General features: G+C 72.0%; 23 protein-coding genes and 1 riboswitch. Of the genes, 9 read left to right on the top strand and 14 right to left on the bottom strand.

The features are described 5' to 3' along the window. Positions 1-105: 105 nt before the first annotated feature. Positions 106-498 carry an FKBP-type peptidyl-prolyl cis-trans isomerase gene (locus tag ABTW72_RS29190; protein ID WP_350864144.1) on the top strand — a complete coding sequence of 131 codons (393 nt, stop codon included), beginning with the start codon at positions 106-108 and terminating at the stop codon, positions 496-498. A gap of 60 nt (positions 499-558) precedes the next feature. Here ABTW72_RS29190 and ABTW72_RS29185 read toward each other — a convergent pair whose 3' ends face one another. Beyond that, positions 559-945, bottom strand: a complete 387-nt coding sequence (locus tag ABTW72_RS29185; RefSeq protein ID WP_350864142.1) for an STAS domain-containing protein — start codon at positions 943-945, stop codon at positions 559-561. 180 nt (positions 946-1,125) lie between these two features. Here ABTW72_RS29185 and ABTW72_RS29180 point away from each other — a divergent pair, with 180 nt between their 5' ends. After that, positions 1,126-2,142 (top strand): SMP-30/gluconolactonase/LRE family protein, encoded by a 1,017-nt coding sequence (locus tag ABTW72_RS29180; protein ID WP_350864140.1) that lies wholly within the window; start codon positions 1,126-1,128, stop codon positions 2,140-2,142. 123 nt (positions 2,143-2,265) lie between these two features. Here the strand turns inward: ABTW72_RS29180 and ABTW72_RS29175 are convergent, their stop codons facing one another. Next, positions 2,266-3,534: a L,D-transpeptidase gene (locus tag ABTW72_RS29175; protein ID WP_350864138.1), complete on the bottom strand. Its 1,269-nt coding sequence runs from the start codon at positions 3,532-3,534 to the stop codon at positions 2,266-2,268. A gap of 650 nt (positions 3,535-4,184) precedes the next feature. Here ABTW72_RS29175 and ABTW72_RS29170 point away from each other — a divergent pair. Further along, positions 4,185-5,150, top strand: a complete 966-nt coding sequence (locus ABTW72_RS29170) for a sugar phosphate isomerase/epimerase family protein (RefSeq protein WP_091397722.1) — start codon at positions 4,185-4,187, stop codon at positions 5,148-5,150. A 23-nt stretch (positions 5,151-5,173) separates the two neighbouring features. After that, a complete protein-coding gene (locus ABTW72_RS29165; protein ID WP_350864136.1) occupies positions 5,174-7,273 on the top strand; it encodes a PQQ-dependent sugar dehydrogenase in 2,100 nt (699 codons plus the stop codon). Positions 7,274-7,391: 118 nt separating this feature from the next. Here the strand turns inward: ABTW72_RS29165 and ABTW72_RS29160 are convergent, their stop codons facing one another. The 4 genes from ABTW72_RS29160 to pdhA all read right to left on the bottom strand — a co-directional run bounded on the left by ABTW72_RS29160 (position 7,392) and on the right by pdhA (position 12,755). Beyond that, the gene (locus ABTW72_RS29160) at positions 7,392-9,071 is read right to left on the bottom strand and encodes a right-handed parallel beta-helix repeat-containing protein (protein ID WP_350864300.1); all 1,680 of its coding nucleotides are present in this window, start codon (positions 9,069-9,071) and stop codon (positions 7,392-7,394) included. Positions 9,072-9,232: 161 nt separating this feature from the next. Continuing rightward, positions 9,233-10,591 (bottom strand): dihydrolipoamide acetyltransferase family protein, encoded by a 1,359-nt coding sequence (locus ABTW72_RS29155; RefSeq protein WP_502892263.1) that lies wholly within the window; start codon positions 10,589-10,591, stop codon positions 9,233-9,235. Continuing rightward, positions 10,588-11,592: an alpha-ketoacid dehydrogenase subunit beta gene (locus ABTW72_RS29150; RefSeq protein WP_203119752.1), complete on the bottom strand. Its 1,005-nt coding sequence runs from the start codon at positions 11,590-11,592 to the stop codon at positions 10,588-10,590. Before ABTW72_RS29150 ends, ABTW72_RS29155 begins: the two co-directional genes overlap by 4 nt. Continuing rightward, positions 11,589-12,755: a pyruvate dehydrogenase (acetyl-transferring) E1 component subunit alpha gene (gene pdhA, locus ABTW72_RS29145; RefSeq protein WP_502892262.1), complete on the bottom strand. Its 1,167-nt coding sequence runs from the start codon at positions 12,753-12,755 to the stop codon at positions 11,589-11,591. The genes ABTW72_RS29150 and pdhA overlap by 4 nt, the downstream gene beginning before the upstream one ends. Positions 12,756-12,860: 105 nt before the next feature. Between pdhA and ABTW72_RS29140 the strand changes: the two genes are divergently transcribed. After that, positions 12,861-13,367 carry an Lrp/AsnC family transcriptional regulator gene (locus ABTW72_RS29140; RefSeq protein ID WP_350864134.1) on the top strand — a complete coding sequence of 169 codons (507 nt, stop codon included), beginning with the start codon at positions 12,861-12,863 and terminating at the stop codon, positions 13,365-13,367. A gap of 9 nt (positions 13,368-13,376) precedes the next feature. Here the strand turns inward: ABTW72_RS29140 and ABTW72_RS29135 are convergent, their stop codons facing one another. Continuing rightward, positions 13,377-14,399, bottom strand: coding sequence for a DNA polymerase domain-containing protein (locus ABTW72_RS29135; protein ID WP_350864291.1), 1,023 nt, complete (start codon positions 14,397-14,399; stop codon positions 13,377-13,379). Positions 14,400-14,457: 58 nt separating this feature from the next. Between ABTW72_RS29135 and ABTW72_RS29130 the strand changes: the two genes are divergently transcribed. The 3 genes from ABTW72_RS29130 (at position 14,458) to ABTW72_RS29120 (ending at position 16,622) form a co-directional block, all read left to right on the top strand. Beyond that, entirely contained in the window at positions 14,458-15,189 is a 732-nt protein-coding gene (locus tag ABTW72_RS29130; protein ID WP_112622087.1) for a histidine phosphatase family protein, read from the top strand. Further along, on the top strand, positions 15,173-16,042 hold the full coding sequence (locus tag ABTW72_RS29125) for an NAD(P)H-hydrate dehydratase (protein ID WP_350864132.1): 870 nt from the start codon (positions 15,173-15,175) through the stop codon (positions 16,040-16,042). The genes ABTW72_RS29130 and ABTW72_RS29125 overlap by 17 nt, the downstream gene beginning before the upstream one ends. Positions 16,043-16,121: 79 nt before the next feature. Then, positions 16,122-16,622 carry a hemerythrin domain-containing protein gene (locus ABTW72_RS29120; protein ID WP_091397687.1) on the top strand — a complete coding sequence of 167 codons (501 nt, stop codon included), beginning with the start codon at positions 16,122-16,124 and terminating at the stop codon, positions 16,620-16,622. Positions 16,623-16,682: 60 nt separating this feature from the next. On the opposite strand, the gene ABTW72_RS29115 is transcribed toward ABTW72_RS29120, so the two are convergent. Next, a complete protein-coding gene (locus tag ABTW72_RS29115) occupies positions 16,683-17,489 on the bottom strand; it encodes an SDR family NAD(P)-dependent oxidoreductase (RefSeq protein WP_350864130.1) in 807 nt (268 codons plus the stop codon). Between the two features lie 149 nt (positions 17,490-17,638). Then, a riboswitch (ZMP/ZTP riboswitch) is annotated at positions 17,639-17,728 on the top strand. Positions 17,729-17,747: 19 nt separating this feature from the next. On the opposite strand from ABTW72_RS29115, the gene ABTW72_RS29110 reads away from it, so the two are divergent. Continuing rightward, positions 17,748-19,184 (top strand): glycine hydroxymethyltransferase, encoded by a 1,437-nt coding sequence (locus ABTW72_RS29110; protein WP_350864128.1) that lies wholly within the window; start codon positions 17,748-17,750, stop codon positions 19,182-19,184. Positions 19,185-19,346: 162 nt separating this feature from the next. Here ABTW72_RS29110 and ABTW72_RS29105 read toward each other — a convergent pair whose 3' ends face one another. The 6 genes from ABTW72_RS29105 to ABTW72_RS29080 all read right to left on the bottom strand — a co-directional run bounded on the left by ABTW72_RS29105 (position 19,347) and on the right by ABTW72_RS29080 (position 25,688). Continuing rightward, positions 19,347-19,607: a hypothetical protein gene (locus ABTW72_RS29105; protein ID WP_091397680.1), complete on the bottom strand. Its 261-nt coding sequence runs from the start codon at positions 19,605-19,607 to the stop codon at positions 19,347-19,349. Positions 19,608-19,674: 67 nt separating this feature from the next. Next, on the bottom strand, positions 19,675-21,027 hold the full coding sequence (locus ABTW72_RS29100) for an aminotransferase-like domain-containing protein (RefSeq protein ID WP_350864126.1): 1,353 nt from the start codon (positions 21,025-21,027) through the stop codon (positions 19,675-19,677). Positions 21,028-21,030: 3 nt separating this feature from the next. Continuing rightward, positions 21,031-22,134, bottom strand: coding sequence for an alpha-hydroxy acid oxidase (locus ABTW72_RS29095; protein ID WP_350864124.1), 1,104 nt, complete (start codon positions 22,132-22,134; stop codon positions 21,031-21,033). Further along, positions 22,127-23,122 carry a LipP1 family hormone-sensitive lipase gene (gene lipP1, locus ABTW72_RS29090; RefSeq protein ID WP_350864122.1) on the bottom strand — a complete coding sequence of 332 codons (996 nt, stop codon included), beginning with the start codon at positions 23,120-23,122 and terminating at the stop codon, positions 22,127-22,129. The genes ABTW72_RS29095 and lipP1 overlap by 8 nt, the downstream gene beginning before the upstream one ends. 7 nt (positions 23,123-23,129) lie before the next feature. Continuing rightward, entirely contained in the window at positions 23,130-24,341 is a 1,212-nt protein-coding gene (locus ABTW72_RS29085; protein ID WP_350864120.1) for a cytochrome P450, read from the bottom strand. Between the two features lie 69 nt (positions 24,342-24,410). Continuing rightward, on the bottom strand, positions 24,411-25,688 hold the full coding sequence (locus tag ABTW72_RS29080; RefSeq protein WP_350864288.1) for an SGNH/GDSL hydrolase family protein: 1,278 nt from the start codon (positions 25,686-25,688) through the stop codon (positions 24,411-24,413). Between the last annotated feature and the right edge of the window lie 216 nt (positions 25,689-25,904).

The following is a 25,904-nucleotide window of genomic DNA, read 5'->3' as shown; positions in this document are numbered from 1 at the left end:
TGGGGCCGCTGGGCAGGTTGCGGGTCCGCCGCACATCGGTGAGGGGTGATCCGGCAGGATCGACGGTGACCGGACACTTCACCCAACACGGCAGGAGATCCCCGCATGACCCAGGCAGCAGGCGCCCAGTCGGGCAAGCCCGAGGTTGGTCCGATCGAGGGTGCACCGCCGGCCGACCTCGTGATCGAGGACATCACCGTGGGCGACGGCCCGCAGGCCGAGCCGGGCCAGTTGGTCAGCGTGCACTACGTCGGCGTGTCGCACTCCACGGGCGGCGAGTTCGACTCGTCGTGGAACCGGGGCGAGGCGTTCGACTTTCCGCTCGGCGGCGGCCAGGTCATCGCCGGCTGGGACCAGGGCGTCGTGGGCATGCGGGTCGGCGGTCGCCGCCGGCTGACCATCCCGCCGCACCTGGGGTACGGCGACCGGGGCGCCGCCGGCGTCATCAAGCCGGGCGAGACGCTGATCTTCGTCGTCGACCTGCTCGGCGTGCGCTGACCCAACGTCGGGGTCGCCGGCCCACGCCGGCGGCCCCGCGCACCACCTCGTCGACCGGGGTCAGGCGACCAGTTGCAGGTCGGTGGCCGCGGCCAGCGGGCGACGAGCGGCCTCGATCGCCGCGCCCGGCTCCAGGATCGGCATCACGCGGTGCAGCCCGCTGACGCGCAGCACCCGCGCCACCACCGGGCCCGGGTCGACCAGAACCAGCTCGCCACCGCGGGCCCGCACGCGCAGATGCGCGGCGAGCAGCGCGCGGACCCCGGCGGCGGAGAGCAGCCGCAGCCCGGACATCTCCAGTTGAAGCACCGGGCGGGCCGGCGCGGACCACAGCGCGGACCGGAACGCGGCCACCGTGGCGATGTCGACCTCGCCGGCCACCCGCACGAGGACCATCTGGTCACCCACGCTGACCTGCACGTCGAGCCGGTCGCTGTGCTCTTCCATGCCCAGAAATCTAGCCGCCACCACCGACACTTTCGCCCCTCCGCGGAGTGATTCCGGGTACGCCCAGGGGCATACCCCGAGGCTCTCCACCTCCCTCTCGGGGTGGAGTCAGGGGCCCGGGCGGCGCGCCGCGCGCTGGCAACCCGGGGGTCGGCCGCCATTCGGGTGGAGAATAGGCCGATGCTGATCCCCCGGCCCCGGCCGCCCCGGCTGATCCGCCCCGTCCGCGAGCCGGCGACCAGCCCTCCGGCGCTGGCCGGGGCATGGGCCCCCGCCGACCGCCGGCTCGACCAGGCCGAGTTGCTACCCCTCCCCGCGGGCGCCGTCGGCCCCGAGGACGTGCTGGTCGACCTCTCCGGCCGGGTGATCAGTGGCGACGAGGACGGCCGGCTCTGGTGGTGGCCGGTCGACGCGCTGGCCGGCACCCCACCCCAACTGCTGGCCGAGACCGGGGGCCGTCCGCTCGGCATCGAGCTGGACCCGTCCGGTGAGGCCCTGGTGGTCTGCGACGCGTACCGCGGGTTGCTGCGGGTCACCCCGGACGGCGCGGTACGCGAACTGACCGGAACGGCACCCCCGGTGCACCTGGCCAACAACGCGACGGTGGGCCGGGACGGCACCATCTACTTCACCGACAGCTCCGACCGGTTCCCGGTCTCGCACTGGAAGCGGGACCTGCTGGAGCACCGCCCCAACGGTCGGGTGCTGGCCCACCATCCGGGCAGCGGCCGCACCGAGGTGGTGACCGACGGACTGTACTTCCCCAACGGGATCGCGCTGACCCCGGACGAGTCGGCGCTGATGCTGGTGGAGACCAGCACCCACCGCCTGCTGCGCGTCGAGCTCAGCGGCGGCGTGCGGGTCCTCGCCGACCTGCCCGCGTACCCGGACAATCTCGCCTCGGTGGGCGACGGGACGTACTGGATCGCGCTGCCCAGCCCTCGGGTGCCGATCGCCGAACGGCTGCTGCCCCATCCGCGGCTGCGCCAGATCGCCGCCCTGCTCCCCGACGCGATGCAGCCGCAGCCACGCCGCTACGGGCTGGTCGCGCTGGTCGACGACGCGGGAACGGTCCGCCGGACGCTGCACGGTCCGAACGGGCACTACTCGATGATCACCGGGGTACGCCAGCACGGCGACCACCTGTGGCTGGGCAGCCTGACCGGGTCCGGGGTGGCCCGCGTACCCCTGGAGTGATGGCCACGGCGGCGACAGGGCCGGTCCCCGCCCGGGTACCCCTGGTGTGACGGGCTGGGCGGGCGGCGACAGGGCCGGTCCGCCGTCATGGCGGGCCGGCCCTGTCCTGCCGTCAGTGGTGTCTCAGCGGCCGCTGACCGAGGGCGCCGGTGCGGGCGATCCGCCGGCCACCGCGCCCGGGTGCACCGGGGCGACCGGCGCGGGCTTGAGCCCGGGCGGCACCGGCAGGGCGCTGCCCCGGACGAACTCGTCCCAGCTGACGTTCCATGCGGTCCAGCCGTTGCCCGGCTGCAACTCCACCTCGGTGCCCTTGACGGTGACGAGGTCACCAACCTGCGTCACCCCCATCAGCCAGTCGGCGGCGGTGGCGGAGACGTTCGCGCAACCGTGCGAGACGTTGGTGTTGCCCTGGTCCCCCTCCGACCAGGGGGCGGAGTGGATGAACTCGCCGCCCCAGGTGTAGCGCTGGGCGTCGTCGACGTCGACGACGTAGCCGCCGTCCGGCTCACCGCGGGTGTCGAAGGTGACCCGCTCGTGCTTCTCCATGATCACCATCTTGCCGCTGGAACTCGGCGTGCTCGGCTTGCCCAGGCTGACCGGGATCCGGCGCACCTGCTTGCCGTCGCGCAGCACGGTCATCTGCTTGGTGGCGTTGTCGATCTCCAGCGAGACCTGCCGTCCGATCTTGGAGGTCGCGGTCCGCTCGGCGTCGCCGACCAGTTTCTTTCCGATCGGCAGACCCTCCAGACCGGCCCGGACGCTGATGGTGGTCCCGGGCTTCCAGAAATCGGGGGCCCGGTAATAGACCTGGCTTCCGTCCTCGAGCCACGACCAGGTGCCCGGTTGCGGTGGATTGGTCTTCACGAACAACCGCCGCTGCACATCCGCCCTGGCCTCTTTCGGAATTCCTGGGTCGAACGCCACCGTTACCGGCATCGCCGTGCCGTACGTCCGATTGCCGTTGAAATAGAGGGTGCTGGTGATCTGCGGCTTGGTCGATTTGTCCATCGTCGTGAACGTGGTGGTGCGGGTGGTGGTGGCACCGGAGTCGCCGGTCGCGGTCACCTCGGCGGTGTAGGTCCGTCGTGGTTGCAGCGGGGCGCTCGGCACCCAGCCGGAGCCGTCCTCGCGTGGCTCGGCGTTGACCTGCTTGCCCTTGTCGTCGGTGAGGCGCACGCCGGTGACCCGCCCGCCCTTGACCACGGTGCCCACCTCGGCGCTGACCGGGACGTCCCGGGCCTTGTCCCCCGGCGTCACGGCGAGTTCCGGTGGGGCGGCGTGCTTCTTGGCCGAACCGGTCGCCGAACCCCGGTCGGCGGTGCACGCACCCAGGACGAGTGGTGCCGCTGCGATGGTTACCGTCAACAGCGTCAATCGCCGCCTGAACGTCATGTTTCAGTCCCCCCGTTTTCGACTTCCCTCCGCCACATTCTTGCCCGCTTGAGGGGACCATTCGCGGCATTCAGAAATAATCGGCTTCGCATTTATTGACGCATTTTCCGACAATGCTCCACTTGGACGGGACAGGGGTTCAAGCGACCCGTGTCATGCGTTTTGCTCCGCTTGAGCGACGCGACGTCGACTGTCCGAATGGCGCGGTGGTGGCACCGGGGGTGGGCTCGGTGCGCACCCGGCAAGGGCATCGGTCGCGTGGGGAGGCGACGCCGACCAGCCCGAACCAGGCCGGGCGAATCGCGGGGCGTGGTGGACACGGGAAGTAGAAGGTCAGGCCGGGTGGCGCACCTCGTGGACAGACTTTTGTCAGTTGAAGCGAAACTTCCGGCGAACACGACAAAGCTTTGCCTTCGTCCGGGGGCAAGGGTAAGGTCTCGATCTAGATAGAGGGTTGCCCATTCGTCGATCAACTTGCCGCCACCTCTGCCGGGTCGCCGCGTTCCGCTCCCGATGGGTCCGGGCCGCACCCGCGCCGTCCCTCACCGTCCAGCCGGAGCCCGCCTCCGGCCGGTTCGGCGCGCCCGGCGGACGGCAGTCAGGTCGACCGCCGCCGACGGCGTCCCAGCCGTCAGGAAGGGACCACCACCATGGATCAACAACTCAACCGACCGGGGCCGACACCGGCGTCCGAGCCGGTCAGCCGGCGTGGAGTGCTGCGCGCCGCGACCGTCTCCGCGGCCGCTGTCGGTGCCGCCGGTCTGCTCGGCGGCCCGGCCGTCGCCGCGCCGGCCGCTTCCACCGGGCAGGCCCAGGGCCGCCGCCGGGTGCCGGTGGACCGGATCAGCATTCAGCTCTACACGCTGCGTGATCAGCTCGCCGCCGACCTGCCCGGCACCCTGGACGCGCTGCGCCGGATCGGCTACCGGCGGGTGGAGCACGCCGGTTTCGTCGGACGCACCGCCGCACAGTTCCGGGCCGCGCTCGACGAGGCCGGGCTGCGTTCCACCTCCGGGCACGTCGGCATCCCGCAGCCGTTCGACGCCGCCACCTGGGAGCAGGCTCTCGCCGACGCCAACGTGGTGGGCTGCAAGAAGATCGTCCACCCGTACTTCGGTCGGGACGCGAGCGGCCAGCCGATCCGGGACCCCGCCGTCTACCGGGCCCTGGCCCGGGACCTGAACCGCGCCGGTCGGCTCGCCGAACGCGCGGGGCTCGACTTCGGCTACCACAACCACCAGCTCGAGTTCGTTCCGCTGACCGGCGGCTCGACCGGGTTCGACATCCTCAGCTCACAGACCGATTCCCGGCTGGTCCACTTCGAGCTCGACCTCTACTGGACCTGGCGGGGTGCCCACGACCCGGTCGACGTGATCCGGGCCAACCGCGGTCGGATCCGGCAGGTGCACGTCAAGGACCTCGACGTCGAGGGTGGTTTCGCCGACCTCGGCGACGGTGTCATCGATTTCGGCCGCATCTTCGCCCACGAGCGTGAGGCCGGCATCGAGGAGTACATCGTGGAGCGTGACGACGCGGGCACCGCGCCGCGCTCCCCCGCCGACGCCCTGGACACCGCTCGCGTCGGCTTCGACTATCTCGCTTCACTTCGGTACTGAAACAACCCCGGGGGACTCACCTGATGAACAGGACCGCATTCGCGTCCGCCCTGCTGCTGGTGACGGCCGGCCTGGCCGTACCACCGTCGGCAGCGTCCGCAGCGCCGGCCGCGCCGCCGGACAGCAGCTTCCAGAAAGTGACACTGAACGACTTCCCGGGCGAGCCGATGAGCCTCGCCGTCCTGCCCGACCTGCGGGTGCTGCACACCTCCCGTACCGGTGAGGTCCGCATCCACGACCCGCGCACCGGGCTGAACACCCTCGCCGCCGACATTCCGGTGTACGAGCACGACGAGGAGGGGTTGCAGGGCGTCGCCATCGACCCGAACTTCGCCCAGAACAAGTGGGTGTACCTCTACTACTCGCCGCCGATGGACACTCCGGTGGACGACCCGGCGACTCCCGGCGTCAACGAGGGGGACGCCCCGGAGACCGGCACCGAGGCGGACTGGCAGCGGTTCAAGGGCGCGCTGCGGCTGTCCCGGTTCAAGCTGGACGGGACGAAGCTGAACCTCGCCAGCGAGCAGCAGATCATCGACGTGCCGACCGACCGGGGCATCTGCTGCCACGTCGGCGGCCAGATCGACTTCGACAGCAAGGGCAACCTGTACCTGTCGACCGGTGACGACACCAACCCGTTCGCGTCCGACGGTTACATTCCGATCGACGAGCGGGCCGACCGTCACCCGGCGTACGACGCCCAGCGCACCTCGGCCAACACCAACGACCTGCGTGGCAAGCTGCTGCGTATCAAGGTGAAGGCCGGTGGTGGTTACACGGTGCCGGCGGGCAACCTGTTCAAGCCGGGCACGGCGCAGACCCGCCCGGAGATCTACGCGATGGGGCTGCGCAACGCGTTCCGGTTCGCCGTGGACAGGCGTACCGACAACGTGTACGTCGGCGACTACTCGCCGGACGCCTCCAACCCGAACCCGGAGCGCGGCCCGGCCGGTCACGGCCGGTGGATGCTCGTCGACAAGCCGGCGAACTACGGCTGGCCGTACTGCGTGACGCCGACGATCGCCTACCGTGACTACGACTTCGCCACCGGCGAGTCCGGCGCCAAGTTCAACTGCAACCGCCCGGTCAACGACTCACCGCACAACACCGGCAAGCGCGTGCTGCCGCCGGTCGAGCAGCCGGAGGTCTGGTACGCGGCCGCCCCCTCGGCCGAGTTCCCGCAGCTGGGCACCGGCGGCATCTCTCCGATGGGTGGCCCGGCGTACGACTACGACGGGACCAGCACGTCGCGCACTCGCTGGCCGGCCTACTACGACGGGGTCCCGCTGTTCTACGAGTGGTCCCGCGACTACATCAAGGAGTTCCGCCTGGACGAGGACGGCGACGTGACGGACATCCGTCCGGTGGCGCCGTCGCTGGTGGTGGACAACCCGATGGACATGGAGTTCGGCCCGGACGGCGCGCTCTACGTCCTGGAGTACGGCGACGGCTACTTCGCCGAGAACCCGGACGCGCAGCTGTCCCGGATCGACTTCGTCCGGGGCAACCGGACGCCGATCCCGAAGATCAGTGGCACCCCGACCGTCGGGCAGGCTCCGCTGACCGTCGCGTTCTCCAGCGCCGGCACGACCGACCCGGACGGTGACAAGCTCAGCTACGCGTGGGACTTCAACGCGGACGGCTCGGTGGACAGCACCGCTCCGAACGCGAGCTGGACGTTCCCGGAGAACGGCTCGTACACGCCGACGTTGAAGGTCACCGACCGCACCGGACGGTCCGCCTCGGCGTCCCTGCCGCTGGTGGTCGGGCCGACCGCGCCGGTCGTCGAGTTCGTCGCCCCGGAGGCCGGGCAGCCGTTCCAGTTCGGGCAGACGGTCGCGTACGAGGTGAAGGTCACCGACGATCTGCCGGTGGACTGCTCCCGGGTGAAGGTCACCTATGTGCTCGGGCACGATGAGCACGGTCACCCGCTCTCCACCTCGACGGGTTGCTCTGGGACCATTCCCACCTTCCTGGACGGTGGGCACAGCGGCGCGGACAACCTGACCGCGGTGTTCGTCGCGGAGTACACCGACGCCCCGACCGACCCGGGCGTACCTCCGCAGTCCGCTTCGGCGACGGTGGTGCTGGACCCGACCCCGGTGGCCGGTCTGGCCGGCTGATCAGTCCAACCGAGACAGTGGCGGCGGCCGGGTCACTCCGGCCGCCGCCGCACGTCGTTCAGCTCCAGGATCTCGCCGGCACCATCGCCCGGGCGTCCGGACGGCGGCCGGCGGCTGGTCAGCTCCAATCGCTGTCCACGTGGTTGTCCCGCCACCGTCCGCCCACCGGCGGGGTGTCCAGTCGCATCCCCTCCTCGGCGTTGCCGGCCAGGTCGTTGTCCTCGACCCGGCAGTCCACGCAACTGCCCCGCTCGGTGATCCAGAGCCCGTGCGTCTGGGTCGGGTTGTCGTGGTTGTCCCAGACCCGGTTTCCCCGGATGGTGGCCGAGTCGAACGGCGCGTCGATGGTGATGCCGGCCCGCAGTTTCGGCGCGGCGGCCAGTTCGTACCCGCATCCCGGCGGTGGCACGTCCCCGCTCCACGCGCTGAACGCGTCCGGGCGGACCGGGGCGAGGGTGAGTTCGTCGCCGGTGTTGGACGCCACCGTGGCCACGGCCTTGCCGACCCGTAGGACCTTTCCCCGGTGCCCGTCGTGCGGCCAGTTGGCCGACCGGTCCACCAGGCACCGCTCGCTGTAGTGGACGGCGTCGCCGCTACCGCCGGTGCCCTCGCCGTACTGCCGTCCGTTGTTGCGGATCCGGTTGTTCAGCAGCACCGCGTCGGTCATCTGGTGGTCGATGCGGATCGCGTCGAGGCCGTTGCCCCAGAACTCGTTGCTCTCGATCACCACGTCCCGCACCGAGCCCCGGTAGCCGCGCCCGAGGTCGTGCGAGTGGTAGCCGTGTCGGCCGTTGCCGCTGATCCGGTTGCCCCGGACGGTGTACGGGCCGGGGCTGTTGCCGATGCTGACCCCGTCGCGCAGGTTGCCGTCGATGACGCAGTCGGTGAGCAGCCCACCCCGGCCGGCCACGGACGAGGTGCCCTGCGACGACACGTCAAAGCCGGCCTCCAGGTTGCCGGTCATCGTGCAGGCCGAGACGATCAGACCGTCGGCGCCCCAGTCGGAGATGCCGAAGCGGTTGCCCTGACTGTGGCAGCCGACGATGCGGTAACCGCGGGGCGGTTCCCAGTAGTCCTTCTGCAGCTCCAGGAAGATCCCGTTGGTGCCGTTGGCCAGGGCGGTGCAGTTGGCGATGGTCAGCCGCTCCACCGCTCCCCAGCCGCCGATGCCGATCCCGATGCCGGCACCGCCCATCTGCTCGCCGTTGTCCAGTCGGCCACAGCCGACCACCACCACGCCGTCGATCAGGGAGTCCTGGAGGAAGTCACAGCCCAACCCGGTGGCCGCGGTGTGGTGGATGTAGAGGTTGCGGAACACGCCCCGCACCACGTACTGGAGGCCGAGGCCCTTGGCCAGGTAGTTGTACTCGGCCATGGCGACCCCGGAGCCGTCGATCTGGAAGTCGGAGAAGGTGCAGTCGGCGATGTGCCGGTCCCGGTCGGCACCGTGCTGCACCGTGGTCCAGAACGCCAACGGGGTGGGGTCGGCTCGGTTGCCCTCGTTGCTGAGCATGAACCGGGTCGCCGCCGGACCGGCCCCGATCAGCGACACACCACTGCGCCACACCGTGCCCGAGTCCCGAATCGAGTAGATGCCCGGCGGGCAGTAGATGACCCGGGCCCGTCCGTCCGAGGCGTAGCCGGCGCCGAGGCGGTCCACCAGGGCGGCCAGCGCGGGCTGGTCGTTGGTCGCGCCGTCGCCGGTGAGCCCGTACTCCAGCGCGTCGCAGTACAGCGGCGCGCCGGCTGAGGCGGGCCGTCGTACCCGGACCGAGTTGAGTAGCAGCTCGTTCGCCACGGCCACGGCGGGCTCCCTTCGACGCGTTCGGTGCGCTCCGGCGGGGCCGACTTCCCGGTGAGGCCGCCGGGAAACCCCGGCCCGATGACACCAGCGGGGAGCCCCGGACGTGCGCCGGCCCCGGCGCCGCACGGGCGGCGCCGGGGCCGAGGGGGTACGCGTCAGACGGCGGCGATCAGCAGCGCCGGTCGCTCGACGCAGTCGGCGACGTGCCGCAGGAAGCCGCCGGCCACCCCGCCGTCGCAGACCCGGTGGTCGAAGGTGAGGCTGAGCTGGGTCACCTTGCGGACGGCGAGCTGCCCGTCGACCACCCACGGCTTGTCCACGATCCGCCCGATCCCGAGCAGGGCCGCCTCGGGGTGGTTGATGATCGGCGTGGAGCCGTCGACGCCGAACACCCCGTAGTTGTTCAGCGTGAAGGTGCCACCGGTCAGCCGGGCCGGGGGCAGGCTGCCAGCTCGCGCGGCGGCGGTGGTCGCCGCCAGTTCGGCGGCCAGCTCGGCGGTGGTGAGCCGCTGGGCGTCGCGCAGCACCGGCACCAGGAGCCCCCGGTCGGTCTGCGCGGCGATACCGAGGTGCACCCCGGCGGACTGGATGATGCGCTGCGCCTCGGTGTCGACCCGGGCGTTGAGCTGCGGGAACCGCCGCAGCCCGCTGAGGCAGATCCGGGCCAGCAGGGCCAGGATGCTCACCGGCGCGTCGGGCGTCGCGGCGTTGATCGCGGCGCGGGTCTCCAGCAGCCCGGTGGCGTCCACGTCGACCCAGATGGTCACCTCCGGGATCTCCCGCCGGCTGCGGGAGAGCTTGTCGGCGATCACCTTGCGGACGCCGGTCAGCGGAACGATCACGTCACCGTCACCGTCACCGACCGGGGCCGACCCGACCTGCGGGTCCGGTACGGCGGCGAGCCGGGCGGCGGGCGCGGTCAGCGCGGCCTCCACGTCGGCGCGGCGGATCACGCCCCCGGGTCCGGTGCCCCGCACCGTGTCGAGGTCGACGCCGTGCTCGCGGGCGAGCCGCCGCACGATCGGCGAGATGACCAGGGCGGCGGTCGAGCGCGCCGGGTCGCTGGACGCGGCAGACGCGCTGGACGCGGCACCGGCAGCCGCGCCGGTGGCGACCGGATCGGGGGCCACCGCCAAGCGGGGCCGTCGCCGCCGGCGGGTGGCGCTGCCGTGGCCGGTGCCGTACCCGATCAGCACGTTGCCCGAGCCGGCACGCTCCTCCTCGCGGTAGGTGGCGTGCCCGGCGGGCTCGTCACCCCCGTCCAGCGGCGCGATGGTGATCAACGGCTGGCCGACCGGGCGTACCTCACCGGCCGCGCCGTGCAGGGTGACCACCCGCCCGGCGTACGGGCAGGGCACGTCGACGACGGCCTTGGCGGTCTCCACCTCGACCACGCTCTGATCGACGGTGACCACGTCACCCACGGCGACCCGCCACTCGACGATCTCGGCCTCGCTCAGCCCCTCGCCCAGGTCGGGCAGGAGGAAGACCTGTGTCCGTTCGACCGTGGTCATGCCGCCGCCCAACGCGCGTCCGGCTGGTCGTCCCACTGGAGGCGGGCCACCGCGTCGAGCACCCGGTCCACGCCGGGCAGGTGGGTGTGCTCCAGCATCGGCGCCGGGTACGGGATGTCCAGGCCGGCGACCCGCAGCACCGGGGCGTGCAGCGCGTGGAAGCAGCGCTCCTGCACCCGGGCGGCGATCTCCGCGCCGACGCCCGCGAAGCCGGGCGCTTCCTGGATCACCACGCACCGGCCGGTACGCCGGACCGAGGCGGTGATGGTCTCGTCGTCGAACGGCACGATGGTGCGCACGTCGACGACCTCCAGGTCCCACCCCTCCTCCCGGGCGGCCTCGGCGGCCTCCAACGCGACCGGCACCGCCGGCCCGTACGCCACCAGGGTGGCGTCGCGTCCGGGCCGGCGCACGACGGCCCGGCCGAACGGCTCGTTGCGGATCGGCAGAGACGCCTCGGCGCTGGCGAAGTAGAGCTTCTTGGGCTCCATGAAGACCACCGGGTCGGGGTCCTCGATCGCCTCGCGCAGCAGCGAGTACGCGTCGTCGACGGTCGCCGGGGTGACCACCTTCAACCCGGGGGTGTGCGCGTAGTACGCCTCGGACGAGTCGCAGTGGTGCTCGACTCCGCCGATCCCGCCCGCGTACGGCACGCGGATGACGATCGGCACGCTCAGTGCGCCCCGGGTGCGGTTGCGCAGCTTCGCCACGTGCGAGGCGATCTGCTCGAACGCGGGGTAGGCGAACGCGTCGAACTGCATCTCGACCACCGGGCGCAGCCCGGACATGGCCATGCCGACGGCGAAGCCGACGATGCCGGCCTCGGCGAGGGGGGTGTCGAAGCAGCGGTTCTCGCCGAAGCGGGCCTGGAGGCCGTCGGTGATCCGGAAGACGCCGCCGAGCGCGCCGACGTCCTCACCGAAGACGACGACCCGGTCGTCGGCGGCGAGCGCGTCGGCGAGTGCGGTGTTGAGCGCCTTCGCCATGGTGGTGGCCATCAGGCGTCACCCTCCTCGGCGTGGGCGGCGGCCAGCTCGGCGCGGACCTGCTCACGCTGTTCGATCAGTTGCGGGGTGGGCTCGGCGTAGACGTGGTCGAAGAGGCTCAGCGGGTCCACCGTGGGCTGCTCGTTCATCCGGGTCCGCAGGTCCGCCGCGTACGCCTCGGCCTGCTCGGCGATCTCGGCGACCGCCGCGTCGTCGAGCACACCGCGGGCGCGCAGGTAGGTCTCCAGCCGGGCGACCGGGTCCCGGTCGCGCCAGGCGTCGACCTCGGCGCCGTCGCGGTAGCGAGTGGCGTCGTCGGCGTTGGTGTGCGGCTCCATCCGGTAGGTGTGCGCCTCGACCAGGAAGGGCCCCTTGCCGGCCCGGGCGTGGGCGACCGCGCGGGTGAGCACGGCGAGCACCGCGACCGGGTCGTTGCCGTCTACCTGCTCGCTGGGTACGCCGTAGCCGACGCCCTTGTAGGCCAGCGACGGCGCGGCGGTCTGCCGCGACAGCGGGACGCTGATGGCGTACCTGTTGTTCTGCACGAAGTAGACCACCGGTGCCTTGAACACGGCGGCGAAGTTGATCCCCTCGTGGAAGTCGCCCTCGCTGGTGGCGCCGTCGCCGATGAAGGCCAGCGCCACGGTGTCGCGACCCTGGTACGCCTCGCCGTGCGCCAGCCCGGCGGCGTGCACGCACTGGGTGGCGAGGGGGGTGCACTGCGGGGCGGTGTGTACCTCGGTCGGGTCGTAGCCGCAGTGCCAGTCGCCGCGCAGCAGGGTGAGCACCTCGACCGGGTCGATGCCCCGGGCAACCAGCGCCATCGACTCGCGGTACGTGGGGAAGACCCAGTCGGTGTCGCGGACCGCGAGGACCGCGCCGACCTGGCACGCCTCCTGGCCCCGCGAGGACGGGTAGACGGCGAGCCGGCCCTGCTTGGTCAGAGCGGTCGCCTGGGTGTCGAAGCGGCGGCCGAGCACCATCCGGCGGTACAGCTCGCGCAGCACCTCGGCGGGTGGTTCGGGGTAGTCGGAGCGGGCGGGCAGCGGCGTGCCGTTCTCGGCGAGCAGGCGTACCGGCTCGGCGTCTGGCAGCAACGAGCGCGCCGGGTCGGGCGGGGTGACCGTTCGACGGGTGCGCGGGGATGCCCTGCGGACCGCCTGGGGAGTGGTCGTCACGGCGGAACCTCCTGGGACGTGTGGTGAGCCTATGCTTCCGCTTGTGGATGATTGACTCAAGATCGACACAGAAGGCGGGACGGTTGGCATGCGGAGGACCCACCAGTGAGCCAGGAGACCGCCGACGACGCGAGCCGGGGCGCGGGATCGGGACGATCGGCCCGAGCCCTGGACGAGGTCGACCGGCGGATCCTCGACGAGCTGGTCCGCGACGGTCGGACGTCGGTGCGCACCCTCGCCGAACGGATCCACATCTCCCGCACCAACGCGTACGCGCGGGTGGAGCGGCTGCTGCGCGACGGGGTGATCACCGGGTTCCGGGCTCAGGTGGCGCCCGAGGCGGCCGGGCTGGGCACGTCGGCGTACATCGCCCTGACCATCGAGCAGAACACCTGGCGGGAGGTGTCGGCCGAGCTGGCCCGGGTGCGCTACATCGAGCACGCCGCGCTGCTCGGCGGTGATCACGACGTGCTCGCGCTGGTGCGCGCCCCGGACAACGCCGCGCTGCGCGACGTGGTGCTGGGCCGGGTGCAGAGCATTCCCGGGGTGCTGTCCACCCGCACCTGGCTGGTCTTCGAGGAGTTCGACGGGCTCGGCAGCCCCTGGGCGTGACCGCTGGGCTCAGCGCTCCGGCGGGGCCTCCAGCCCGTCGCGGTCGGCCAGCTCCAGCAGCGGTTCCAGCGAATGCCGGTCACCGTCCAGGCCGGCGTGCGGGTCGCCGCGCTCGGCGAACCGGGCCGGCATGCTGAGCACGTCGAAGTCCTCCGGGCGGACCTGGTCCAGCTCCGACCAGTCCAGCGGCGCGGAGACCAGCGCGGCCGACGTCGGCCGGATCGAGTACGCCGAGGTCACCGTGTGGTCGCGGGCCATCTGGTTGTAGTCGACGAAGACCGGCCGGTCCCGTTGCTCGCGCCACCAGGTGGTGGTGACCAGGTCGGGCAGCCGGCGCTGCATCTCCCGACCCAGCGCGAGCACCGCCCGACGACAGTCACCGAAGCTCCACCGCGGCTCGATCGACAGGTAGACGTGCAGGCCCCGACCGCCGGTGGTCTTCGGATATCCGGTCATGCCCAACTCGGCGAGGAACGCCCGCACCTCGTGCGCCACCGGCACCACCTGCTCGAAGCCGACGCCGGGCATCGGGTCCAGGTCGATGCGCAGCTGGTCGGGGCGTTCCACGTCGGCGGCGGTGACCGGCCACGGGTGGAACCGCAGGGTGCCCAGGTTGGCCGCCCAGATGACCACCGCCAACTCGCTCGGCGCGACCTCGTCGGCGGTACGGCCACTGGGGAAGGTGATGTGCGCGGTCCGCACCCACTCGGGCGCGCCGGCCGGCAGCCGCTTCTGGTAGAACGCGTCGCCCCGGTTGGTCTGCCGGGTGGCGATCGTGGCGCCCTCGAAGACGCCGCGCGGCCAGCGTTCCAGCATGGTCGGCCGATCCCGCAGGGCCCGCAGGATGCCGTCACCCACCGCCAGGAAGTAGCGGACCACGTCCAGCTTGGTCAGCCCACGCTCGGGAAAGTACGGCTTGTCGGGGCTGGAGACGCGGACCAGCCGCTCCCCCACCTGGATCTCCTCCGCCGCCGTGGCCACGCCACCGAGGGTACGACCTGCGCCCACGTCGGACGCCCACCGAGCGGACATCGGCATGGCGGATCATCGGACACGGTTACCGTCGGCGGTGCCCGGGTAGGGGGGCCGCATGGCGGAACTGGCAACCCTCTGGATCGTCCGACACGGCGAGAGCACCGCGAACGTCGCGGCGACACACGCCGAGGCCTCGGGCGCGGAGCTGATCGACCTCACCCACCGCGACGCCGACGTGCCGCTCTCCGCGACGGGCGAGGAGCAGGCTCGGGCGACCGGCCGTTGGCTGGCCGAGCTGCCGGACGCGAAGCGCCCGGACGTGGCGGTGGTCTCGCCGTACCTGCGCGCGGTGCAGACCTCGCGGCTGGCGCTGGCCGGCACCGACATTCCGGTGCACCGCGACGAGCGGCTGCGCGACCGGGAGCTGGGCATCCTCGACGGGCTGACCGGGCACGGGGTGCGCCGGCGGTACCCGGACGAGGCCGACCGCCGGGAACGGTTGGGCAAGTTCTACTACCGGCCGCCGGGTGGGGAGTCCTGGACGGACGTGGCGTTGCGGCTGCGGACGCTGCTGGGCGACCTGCGCCGCGACCACGAGGGTTGCCGAGTGCTGCTCTTCGGCCACGACGCGTTGGTCTTCCTGCTTCGCTATCTGGTGGAGGGATTGACCGAGGACGAGCTGATGGCGCTCACCCGGCAGGACGTCATCGCCAACTGTTCGATCACCGAGTGGTCGGCGGACGGCGACGACCGCCTGGCCCTCACCGCCTTCAACGATGTCGCGCACCTGCGTCAGCAGGGCGCCCAGCCGACCAGGGAGGACGAGATCCATGCCGAGCCGGTCTGAGGTGAAGGTGATCACCCCGGCGTTGCTGCGGGACTGGGCGCTGCCGGTGCCGGTCGGTGGAAAGGAGAGCCGGGGCACCGTGCTGGTGGTCGGCGGTTCCCGCTTCACGCCGGGCGCGGTGCTGCTCGCCGGGGTGGCCGCGTTGCGCGCCGGTGCCGGGGTGCTCCAGCTCGCCGCCGCCGAGTCGACCGCGGCCGCGCTGAGCATCCAGGTGCCCGAGGCACTGGTGGTCGGTCTGCCGGAGACCGCCGACGGCGCGGTGGCCGCCGACCGGGACGGCCAGCTCGGCGACCTGGTCACGCAGGCCGACGTGGTGGCGCTCGGCCCCGGCCTGAAGGCGATCGACGAGACCAACCGCCTGCTGAGCCTGGTCCTGGAGGCGGCCCGTCCGGACACGTCACTGGTGCTCGACGCGTACGCCCTCGGTGCGCTCAGCCACGCACCGGACCTACTGGTCGGCTCGGGTCGGCCCGTGGTGCTCACCCCCAACGTCACCGAGGCGGGGCACCTGCTCGGGCGGGAGCCGGGCGACGACCTGGACGCCGAGGCGGCCGAGTTGGCCGCGCGGTACGAGGCGGTCGTGTCGCTGTACGGGCACGTCGCCGCGCCGGACGGTCGGGGTTGGCGGGAGGAGAGCGGCGACGCCGGGCTGGGCACCTCCGGCAGCGGGGACGTGCTCGCCGGGTTGCTGGCGGGGCTGCTGTCCCGGGGTGCCGACCCTGCGCAGGCGGCCTGCTGGGGCTCGTTCGCGCACTCGGTGAGCGGCCAGCGGCTGATTCCCCGCTACGGGCGGATCGGCTTTCTGGCTCGGGAGTTGCTCGACGAGATCCCCCGCACCCTGGCGATGGTCTGAGACGGTTTCACCTGTTTCCGCATTCGGCGTCGGGGTACCGGAACCCCACCAGCCGAGACTTTTCAGGGAGGTCATACCGGTGTCGACCGATGCCATCGTCCTGCTCAAAGAGGACCACAAGGAAATGCGCCGCCTGTTCAAGGCCTTCCAGGACGCCGAGGAGGGGCCGGCGAGCCAGCGGCAGAAGTTGGTGGACCAGATCCTGGAGGCACTGACCGTGCACACCTACCTGGAGAACGAGGTGATGTATCCGGAGGTCCGCCGGCTGCTGCCCGACCTGGAGGACGATATCCTCGAGTCGTACGAGGAACACCACGTCGCCGATGTGCTCTGCGCCGAGCTGGCCAGCATGAACGCCGACGACGAGCGGTTCAACGCCAAGACGACGGTGCTGATCGAGAACGTCACCCACCACGTCGAGGAGGAAGAGCAGGAGTGGTTCCCCAAGGTCCGCGACGCGCTGGGCCGCAAGCAGCTCCAGGAGATCGGCGAGAAGATGATCGCGCTGCGCGCGGACGCGCCGCGTACCCCCACCGCACCGAAGGCGATCAAGAAGGCGCTCGATGCGGTGACGGCCTGAGGCACCCGCTCACACCGAAGGGCCCGGCACCACGCCGGGCCCTTCGTCGTGCCCCGCGGGTCAGCTGCCCGATCCCGGTTCGGCCATCCGGCGGTGCTGCTCGGACTTGAGCTTGTCCGGAATGATCTTGCCGGCGGCGGTCTGCACCTTGTTCATCAGCGAGCCGGCGGTGATCGTCTGATCACCCCTCATCATCGCCTCGAAACCCTGCTCGGCGACCTTCGCCGGGTCGTCCTTCTTGCCCGAGCCCACCCGGGTGTCCTCCATGTCGGCCCGGTCGAAGAACTCCGTGTCGGTCGGCCCGGGCATCAGCGAGGTCACCGTGACGCCGGTGTCCTTCAGCTCGTTGCGCAGCGCCTCGGCGAAGGACTGCACGAACGACTTCGACGCGTTGTAGACCGCCTGGAACGGCCCCGGCATGGTGGAGGCGATCGACGAGGTGAAGAGGACCCGGCCCGCGCCCCGCTCGACCATCCCGGGCAGCAGCCGCTTCGCCAGGTGCACCGTCGAGCGCACGTTGAGGTCGACGATCTCCAACTCGTCGGCGAGGTCGGTGCCGCCGACGAAGGCGCCACCGGCGCCCCGACCGGCGTTGAGCGCCAGCGCGTCCAGCGGCCGTCCGGTCGCGGTGACGGCGGCCACCAGTTCCGTCACGCCCTGCTCGCGGGCCAGGTCGACGCGGACCGACCAGATCTGCGGGCCGCCGTCGCGGCGCAGCTTCTGCGCGGCCGTCTCGATGCCGTCGTCCTCGGCCGCGATGACCAGGTCGAAGCCGTGCTCGACGAACTGCGCGGCCAGCTCGTACCCGATCCCGCTGGAGGCCCCGGTCACCAGGGCGAGCGGCCGTTCGGAGGTGGGTGTGGTCATGTTCTCGACTCCTTCTGTGCGAACCCTGGCCGCACCCGTGACGGTGCGGTGGTCACCTACGGTGTGCCCCGCGACGCATCGCCCAATCACGTCGGCGGGGTCGCCTCCCGGAGGGCGGCCCGAACGGCCGGTTCCGGCCCGGTAGGATCCTCCCGGGCCGTTACTGGCGCGTGGGGATGGAGAACCATCGGGGAGCGGCCTCGTCACGTGGACGTTTGCCGAGCGCCTGGGCCTTCCCGCACGTCTGTTGGAGGTCGCATGTCCCGCAACGCCGAATCCACCGCATTCCGGAGTGCCCTTGAGGTGATCCGGGCTGTCGAGCCGCGGGTCGCCGACGCCATCGGCGCCGAACTGACCGACCAGCGAGAGTCGCTCAAGCTGATCGCCAGCGAGAACTACGCCTCCCCGGCGACCCTGCTGGCCATGGGCAACTGGTTCAGCGACAAGTACGCCGAGGGCACCGTCGGCCGCCGCTTCTACGCCGGCTGCCAGAACGTCGACACCGTCGAGGCGCTCGCCGCCGAGCACGCCCGGGAGCTGTTCGGCGCCGCGCACGCGTACGTGCAGCCGCATTCGGGCATCGACGCCAACCTGGTCGCCTTCTGGGCGGTGCTGGCCGACCGGGTGGAGTCCCCCGCCCTGAAGAAGGCCCAGGTCCGCCAGGTCAACGACCTCACCGAGGCCGACTGGTTCGCGCTGCGCCGCGAGCTGGGCAACCAGCGGATGCTCGGCATGTCGCTGGACGCCGGCGGTCACCTCACCCACGGTTTCCGGCCGAACATTTCCGGCAAGATGTTCGACCAGCGCAGCTACGGCACCGACCCGGCGACCGGCCTGATCGACTACGACCGGGTGGCCGAGGCCGCCCGCGAGTTCAAGCCGCTGATCCTGGTGGGCGGCTACTCGGCGTACCCCCGGAAGGTGAACTTCCGGATCCTGCGCGAGATCGCCGACTCGGTCGGTGCCACCTTCATGGTCGACATGGCGCACTTCGCGGGCCTGGTGGCCGGCAAGGTGTTCACCGGCGACTTCGACCCGGTGCCGCACGCGCACATCGTCACGACCACCACGCACAAGTCGCTGCGCGGCCCGCGCGGCGGCATGGTGCTCTGCCAGCCGGAGCTGGCCGACCAGGTCGACCGCGGCTGCCCGATGGTGCTCGGCGGTCCGCTGCCGCACGTGATGGCCGCCAAGGCGGTCGCACTCGCCGAGGCCCGCCGGCCCGACTTCGCCGACTACGCCCAGCGGATCGTCGACAACGCGCAGGCGCTCGCCGAGGGGCTGCTGCGCCGGGGCGCGACGCTGGTCACCGGCGGCACCGACAACCACCTGGTGCTGATCGACGTGTCCGGCTACGGGCTCACCGGCCGGCAGGCCGAGCAGGCCCTCCTCGACTCGGGCATCGTCACCAACCGCAACTCGGTTCCGCAGGACCCGAACGGCGCCTGGTACACGTCCGGCATCCGGATCGGCACCCCGGCGCTGACCACCCGGGGCCTGGGCACCGCCGAGATGGACCAGACCGCCGAGCTGATCCACACCGTGCTGACCCAGACCACCGCCGGCGCCAACGCCGACGGCACCCCGTCGAAGGCGAAGTACACGCTGGACGCCGGCCTGGCCGACAAGATCGCCCGCCAGGCCACCGACCTGCTGGCCACGTACCCCCTCTACCCCGGCATCGACCTGGCCTGAGCTGGGCTGAACGGCTGAGCCCTGGCGGCTGGGCGGTGGCGCCCGACCGCTCTCGTCGATCATGGAGTTGTGGTGCCCGACACGGGCTGGTGCACGACTTTCGTCCACACCCACAACTCCATGATCGACGCAGGCCGGGGGCCGGCGGCGGGCCGTCGAGGCTCAGGCCATGGGGCGCTTCAGGTGGTAGCGGTGGACCTCGGTGCTGCCCTGGACGTTGTTGACGTCCTCGGCTGCGGAGACCAACTCCCACCCCTCCCGGCCGGCGCGGTTGAGGTGCGCGATGGCGGTGTCGCCGTAGGCGGTGATGTCCTTGCGTGACCCGTCCGGCGCGTACCAGACGAACGAGACGTGAAAATTGCGGCCCTGTCCCTGATAGCGGCGGACGAGCAGGGCGTACTCCCAGGCAACCATGCGGCTTATTATGACCGTCCAACCAGGACGGCGGCACGCGGGTCGTCGCGCATTGCCATCCGATGAACGCGGTGTGTCAACCCGCCCGGCGAATCACTTCGTCGGTGATCAGCGCCGCAAGGCGATCCAGCCCGACGTCGATCTGCTCCGGCGTGACCGCGCTGACCGACAGCCGCAACGCGTGGACCGGCGCGGTGTCGTCGTAGAAGTGCGCCATCGGCGTCCACAGCACCCCGTAGTCGCGCCCCGAGCGGTCCAGCAGCGCGTCGTCGACCGGGAACGGCACGGTCACCACCACGAAGAACCCACCGGCCGGCACCGTCCAGCGCACCGCGGGCCGGTCCGGCTGATCGGTCTGGTCCAGCTGGTCCGGCAGAGCCGGGAAGCGCCGGGCGAGGCCGGCCACCAGGTGGCGCAGATTCCGGGTGTACGCGGACCGCTCCCGGGTGTTCGCGGCCACCAGACTGCATCCGTGCTCCAGCAGCCGGCCGCCGATCACCGCCTGCGCGATGGGCGACGTGTTCACCGTGACCATGCTCTTGATCATGGCGAGGTGGTCGGCGAGCGGGCCGACCCGGCCGCCCGGGCCGGCCACCCGCTGGTCGGCGACGACGTAACCCACCCGCGCGCCGGGGAGCACGGTCTTGGCGAACGAGCCGAGGTAGACGACCCGCCGGCCGGTGTCCAACGCCTTCAGGGTGGGCGGGCGCGGGCCGTCGTCGCTGTGGAACAGACCGTACGGGTTGTCCTCCAGCAGCAGCAGGTCCTCCTGCGCCGCCAGGTCCAGCAACCGTTGCCGGTGGGCGGTGTCGATGCTGATCCCGGAGGGGTTGGCGAAGTCCGGCATCAGGTAGCAGGCGCGGGGCCGCAGCCCCGCCGCCCGGGCCCTGTGCACCTGGGCGGCCAGGTCGGCCAGGTCCACCCCGGCCGACCCACCGGCGACCTGCCACACCGGCAGGTCGACCAGCCGGGCCGCCCCGGTCAGCCCGACGTAGGTAGGGGCGACCGCGAGCAACACATCCGCCGGCCCGGCCCGCAACGCCCGCAGCACCAGGAACATGGCCTCCTGGCAGCCGACGGTCACCACCACGTCCTCCGGGTCCACGGTGATCCCCTCGTCGACCGCGAGGTTGCGGGCGATCAGGTGGTGCACGATGCCCTTGGTCCGGCCGTACTGGAGCAGCAGCCGCCGGGCCTGCGCGGGTCGGTGCCCCAGGTCGTCGACGAGGTGCCGGTGGAAGGTGTCCAGGTGCCGGTGCACCGCCGCGAGGTCGAAGAACTCCTCGTACGGCCGGCCGGCCGCGAGGGACACCGCCGCCGGGTAGCGCTCGGACACCTCGTTGAGGAAGTTCATCGAGGTCAGCGCCGGATCGCCCAGCGCGGGGTGCAGGTCGGCGACGAGCAGGTCGACCGGTTCCGCGGCGCTCATCCCTCAGCCCACCCCGAGGGTGCGCAGCTCGCCGGCCGCCACCGGATCGGTGCAGCCGGCCAGGGTGAGCGCGTCGGTCAGCTCGGCGGCGAGCAGCCCCAACGCGTCCCGGGCGGCCGGTTCGCCCCCGGCGGCCAGCGCCCAGAGCAGCGGCCGGCCGACCAGCACCCCGGCCGCACCCAACGCCAGCGCCCGCAGGACGTCGGTGCCGCACCGGATGCCGCTGTCCAGCAGCACCTGGCAGTCGCCCCCGACCGCGTCGACGACCTCCGGCAGCATGGTGACGCTCGCCGGTGAGCCGTCCAGTTGCCGCCCGCCGTGGTTGGAGACGACCACCGCGTCCGCGCCGACCCGTACCGCCTCGGTCGCGTCGCGCGGGTCCAGCAGCCCCTTGACCACCAACGGCAGGTCGACCTGCTCACGCAGCCACCCCAGGTCCGCCCAGCGCAGCGCCGGCGCGAACGACGCGGCGGTGTGCGCGGCGATCGCGGACACCCCGGGGGCACCGGAGTGCGCCAGCGCGTCGCGACCGTCGGGGAGGTTCGCGGCGACCACGTCGGCCGGCAGCCGGAACGCATTGCGCAGGTCCCGGGGACGTCGACCGAGCACCGGGACGTCCACGGTGACCACCAACGCCCGGCAGCCGGCCGCGACGACCCGGTCCAGCAGGTCGCGGACGAGCCCCCGGTCGCGCAGCCAGTAGAGCTGGAACCAGACGTCCGCGCCCGCCCCGGTTACCTGTTCGATGGGTGTGCTGCCCAGCGTGCTGGCCAGGTAGGGAATCCCGGCCGCGCCGGCCGCCGCCGCCAGACCCAGTTCACCGTCCGGGTGCACCAGCCGCTGGTACGCCATCGGCGCCACCCCGACCGGCATGGCGTACCGACGGCCGAGCAGGTGGGTGCCGAGGTCGACGGTGTCCACCCCGCGCAGCACCCGGGGCAGCACCGCGACCCGGTCCAGCGCGCGACGGTTCGCGGCGAGTGTCACCTCCGCCGCGCTGCCGCCGGCCAGGTAGTCCCACACGTCCGGTGGCAGCACGGCCCGGGCCCGCTCGGCGTAGTCGGCGAGCGACACGGCCGGCAGGTCGGTCAACACCCGCTCACCCATCGCCCGACCCCGGGCCCGTCGCGGCATCCGGCTCGGCCGGCTCGGCCGCCCCGCCCGGCCCGGCCGGCAGCCCGAAGCGCTCGCGGAGGAAGGCCGCCGCGCTCTCCTGTGCCCGCCGACCGTCGGTGAAGGTGCCCGGCATGGCGAAGAACCCGTGGATCATGCCCGGGTAGTGCTCCAACCGGGTGGACACACCAGCGTCGCGCAGCCGCTCGGCGTACCGCTGCCCCTCGGCGCACAGGGGATCCAGTTCGGCGGTGATCACCAGCGCCGGCGGCAGGTTGGCCAGGTCGTCGGCGAGCAGCGGCGAGGCCAGCGGATCCCGGGCGTGCGCCGGGTCGGCCAGGTAGTGCGTCCGGTACCAGGCAACCGATCGGCGGTTGAACAGGGCGGGGTCGTCGTCCCCGGCCGGTTCGCCGCTCTGGTCGGTGTTCGGGTAGACCAGCAGCTGCGCGGCGAGCGGCGGCCCGCCCGTACGGCTGAGCAGGGTGACCGCGGCGGCCAGGTTCCCGCCGGCGCTGTCCCCACCCACCGCCAGCCGGGTCGGGTCGACGCCCCACTCGTCGGCGTGCCCGGCGATCCACGAGGTGGCGGCGTGGCAGTCGTGCACCGCCGCCGGGAAGGGGTGCTCCGGGGCGAGGCGGTAGCCGACGGTGATCACCTGACAGGGCACGGCGTTGGCCAGCCGCCGGCAGATGCCGTCGGCGGTGTCGATGCTGCCGAGCGTCCAGCCGCCGCCGAAGAAGTACAACAGGGTGGGCAGCGGGCCCGACCCGCTCGGCCGGTACACCCGCAGTGGCAGCTCCCCGGCCGGGCCGGGGATCCGCTCGTCGCGTACCTCGGTCACCGGCTCGACCGCGCCGCTGCCGGCGCGGATCGCGGCCAGATCCGCGGCGCGCGCCTCGGACAGGGTCTGTGCGTACAGCGGCGGGGTGCCGGCCGTGGCACGGGCCGCCCGGTAGGCCGCCACCTCCGGGTGCACTGCCATGTCACTCCTATCCACCGGCGCTGACCAGCAACGTGTCGATGCCACGCAGGAACAGGCTGCCGCTGTACGTCGGGGTCTCGGTGACCGTCAAGGCGGGGAACCGGGCGAACAGCCGGGGCAGCGCGAGGCGACCCTCCAACCGCGACACCGCCGCGCCGAGGCAGAAGTGCGGGCCCACCCCGAAGGCCAGCGACGGGGGGCCGGAACGGGTCGGGTCGAAGGTGTCCGGGGCCGGAAAGCGGGCCGGGTCGCGGTTGGCCGCCCCGATCATGATCAGCACGTTGTCGTCAGTGGCGACCGGCACGCCGTGCAGCACGGTGTCGGCTGGCGCGGCACGCGCCAGGAAGTGCACGGGGCTCGCCAACCGCAGCACCTCGTCGACGCAACCCTGCGCCAGCGTGGCATCGGTGGGCAGCGCCGCGACAGTCTGCGGGTGAGCCAGCAGCAACGGCAGCCCGTTGCTGAACATGTAGACCGTGGTGACGAAGCTGGCGTTGAACAGCACGATCAGGTTGCTGACCAACTCCTCCTCGGTCAGCTCCACCTCCCCGGAGTCGAGCGCCTCGACCAACGCACTGAGCAGGTCGTTGCCGGGCACCCGGCGGCGGTGCCCGAGCAGCTCCCGGTAGAAGGCCCGTAACTCCCGCGCGGCGGTGTTGGCCGCGGCCAGCCGCTGCGGGGTCTTCCCCGCCACGTCCAGAAACTCGTCGATCCACTCCACCCGCTCGCGGTACCACGGCAACTCGGCGGCCGGGATGCCGATGAACTCGGCCATCACCAGAGCCGGAATCGGGTACGCGAAGTCGGCCACGAAGTCGACGACGCCGTCCCCGGCGTCCGCCATCCGGTCCAGCAGCTCGTCGACCACCCGCAGGATCACCGGTTCCAGTGCGCCGAGGCGGCGCGGTGTGAAGGTGCGGGCGAAGACGTGCCGCATCCGGGTGTGATCGGGCGGGTTGACGAACATCATCGAGGTCTGGAAGGTCCGCAGGATCTCCTGCTCCTCCCAGCCCGGCGGCGGCTGTTTCGTCCACTCCGGATCGCGCAGCAACCCGTCGACCAGGTCGTAGCCGACCGCGACGGCGGCGACCGTCCGGTGCTCGGCGCGCGCCGGCACCGCGCTGATCGGGCCGAGCCGGTGCAGGTCCGCGTACCACGGGTACGGGTCCTGTCTGCCCTCCTCGCTGTACAGGCCGGTGAGTATCTCGTCCACGTCCACGGCCAGCTCCTCCCCCGCCGATGTCGGTGACCGGGGGCAGCGGGGATCACCCGCCGCCCCCGGCCCAGGTCACAGGTCGAGCAGCCGCAGCGGCACGGCGTTTGCCAGTGCCTGGTTGCCGGCGTCGTTCGGGTGGATGTGGTCCCCCGAGTCGTACGCGGGCAGCAGTTGGCTGGGACGTGCCGGGTCGCGCAGCACCCGGTCGAAGTCGAGCAGCCCGTCGAACTCCCGACTGCCGCGCAGGTACGCGTTCACCGCCTGGCGGGTGGCCTCCTTCTGCGGCGTCCACACGCCCGGCGCGCCGTGCCCCTCGTACGGCGTCAGCGTGGCCACCAGGCTGGTCAGCCCGCGCTGCTGGAGCTGCTGGTTGATCTGGCGCAGCGTGCCGATGATCGCCTCGGGTGTGTCGTTCGACATCCAGATGTCGTTGATGCCCAGGTGGGTGACGACGGTACGCACCCCGGTCTGGCCGAACACGTCCTCGTTGAGCCGGGCCGCCGCGTTCGGGCCGAGCTGGTAGTAGCCCGGGTAGTTGCCGTCGCCCGGCTCGGTGCCCTCGTGGTTGAGCCGGTTGCCGGCCAGGCTCAGGTTGAGCACGCCCGGGGTGCGCTTGTCCGGCCGGTCGGCGAGCAGCCGGTCGGAGAGCAGGTCGGGCCAGCGCCGGTTGGCGTTGACGGTGCTGCCGTTGCCGTCACCGATGGAGTCGCTGAGCACGACCAGCGCGCCGGGGCTGCCCTTGCGCTGCACGTCGACGCCGGAGAGGAAGAACCAGCAGCAGGTCGGACGGGTGGTGAACCCGGTGCCCTCGGCCGCCCCGGTCAGATCCCCGGCGCCGATGAAGTTGGCCTGCTGGGACTGCCCATGGAACGTGGTCGGGCCGGTCGGCGTCGGGAAGTGCACTGTGACCACCAGGTCGCTGTCGTCCGCGACCGGGAAGGCCAACGGGTCGCTGAGCAGTTCGGCGCCCCGGTTCATGGTCGCCGTGGTGGCACCGGTGAAGGTCAGCGGGCGTACCGACGCGGCGTCGATGTCGGAGAGGTCGTCGGGGGTCGCGGTGTTCGGCCGGGCGACGGTGGCGCGGCCGACACGGACCGCCTGCTCGCCGTAGAGGTTGCTCAGGCGGACCCGCAGCGCCGGGCCACCCACGGAGACGTGCACGATCATCCGGACGCTCTGGTCGTTGAGGCCGGTGTTGGTCAACCCGACCGAGTTGCCCCGGGTGACCGCGGTGGCCCAACTGCCCGCCCACTCGGAGCGGTCGGGTCGGCTGGCGGCGGTACCGGACGGACCGGCGCTGGCGACGACGGCGGGTGCGCCAGCGACCAACAGCGCGGCCGCGGCGGCGATGACAGGCCATCTCTTCGGGGTTGCCGTTGCCATGGAACCTCCATCGTGTGGCAGCCCAGGGCCGTCCGCTGACGGCGCCCGCCTGGACGATGGTCCAGAAACCTAGCCGCCGCCGTTGACGGGCGTCAATCAACCTGATCGACGCCATCAAATGTCCGGCGGGCCGCTCGGACCGCCCGTCGGCACGGTTCCGACCAGCCGTTTCCCGCCTAGGCT

The organism is Micromonospora sp. NPDC127501, assembly GCF_040302185.1.
Lineage (GTDB): Bacteria > Actinomycetota > Actinomycetes > Mycobacteriales > Micromonosporaceae > Micromonospora.
This window is presented reverse-complemented; position numbering and strand designations above follow the sequence as displayed.

Coding starts and splice junctions, on each gene's coding strand:
- ABTW72_RS29115 (WP_350864130.1), bottom strand. CDS start 17,489: ATGACCACACCCACCTCCGAACGGCCGCTCGCCCTGGTGACCGGGGCC.
- ABTW72_RS29135 (WP_350864291.1), bottom strand. CDS start 14,399: ATGTCCGCTCGGTGGGCGTCCGACGTGGGCGCAGGTCGTACCCTCGGT.
- lipP1 (WP_350864122.1), bottom strand. CDS start 23,122: ATGGCAGTGCACCCGGAGGTGGCGGCCTACCGGGCGGCCCGTGCCACG.
- ABTW72_RS29170 (WP_091397722.1), top strand. CDS start 4,185: ATGGATCAACAACTCAACCGACCGGGGCCGACACCGGCGTCCGAGCCG.
- ABTW72_RS29175 (WP_350864138.1), bottom strand. CDS start 3,534: ATGACGTTCAGGCGGCGATTGACGCTGTTGACGGTAACCATCGCAGCG.
- ABTW72_RS29155 (WP_502892263.1), bottom strand. CDS start 10,591: ATGACCACGGTCGAACGGACACAGGTCTTCCTCCTGCCCGACCTGGGC.
- ABTW72_RS29190 (WP_350864144.1), top strand. CDS start 106: ATGACCCAGGCAGCAGGCGCCCAGTCGGGCAAGCCCGAGGTTGGTCCG.
- ABTW72_RS29165 (WP_350864136.1), top strand. CDS start 5,174: ATGAACAGGACCGCATTCGCGTCCGCCCTGCTGCTGGTGACGGCCGGC.
- ABTW72_RS29125 (WP_350864132.1), top strand. CDS start 15,173: ATGCCGAGCCGGTCTGAGGTGAAGGTGATCACCCCGGCGTTGCTGCGG.
- ABTW72_RS29185 (WP_350864142.1), bottom strand. CDS start 945: ATGGAAGAGCACAGCGACCGGCTCGACGTGCAGGTCAGCGTGGGTGAC.
- ABTW72_RS29110 (WP_350864128.1), top strand. CDS start 17,748: ATGTCCCGCAACGCCGAATCCACCGCATTCCGGAGTGCCCTTGAGGTG.
- ABTW72_RS29180 (WP_350864140.1), top strand. CDS start 1,126: ATGCTGATCCCCCGGCCCCGGCCGCCCCGGCTGATCCGCCCCGTCCGC.
- ABTW72_RS29100 (WP_350864126.1), bottom strand. CDS start 21,027: ATGAGCGCCGCGGAACCGGTCGACCTGCTCGTCGCCGACCTGCACCCC.
- ABTW72_RS29095 (WP_350864124.1), bottom strand. CDS start 22,134: ATGGGTGAGCGGGTGTTGACCGACCTGCCGGCCGTGTCGCTCGCCGAC.
- ABTW72_RS29130 (WP_112622087.1), top strand. CDS start 14,458: ATGGCGGAACTGGCAACCCTCTGGATCGTCCGACACGGCGAGAGCACC.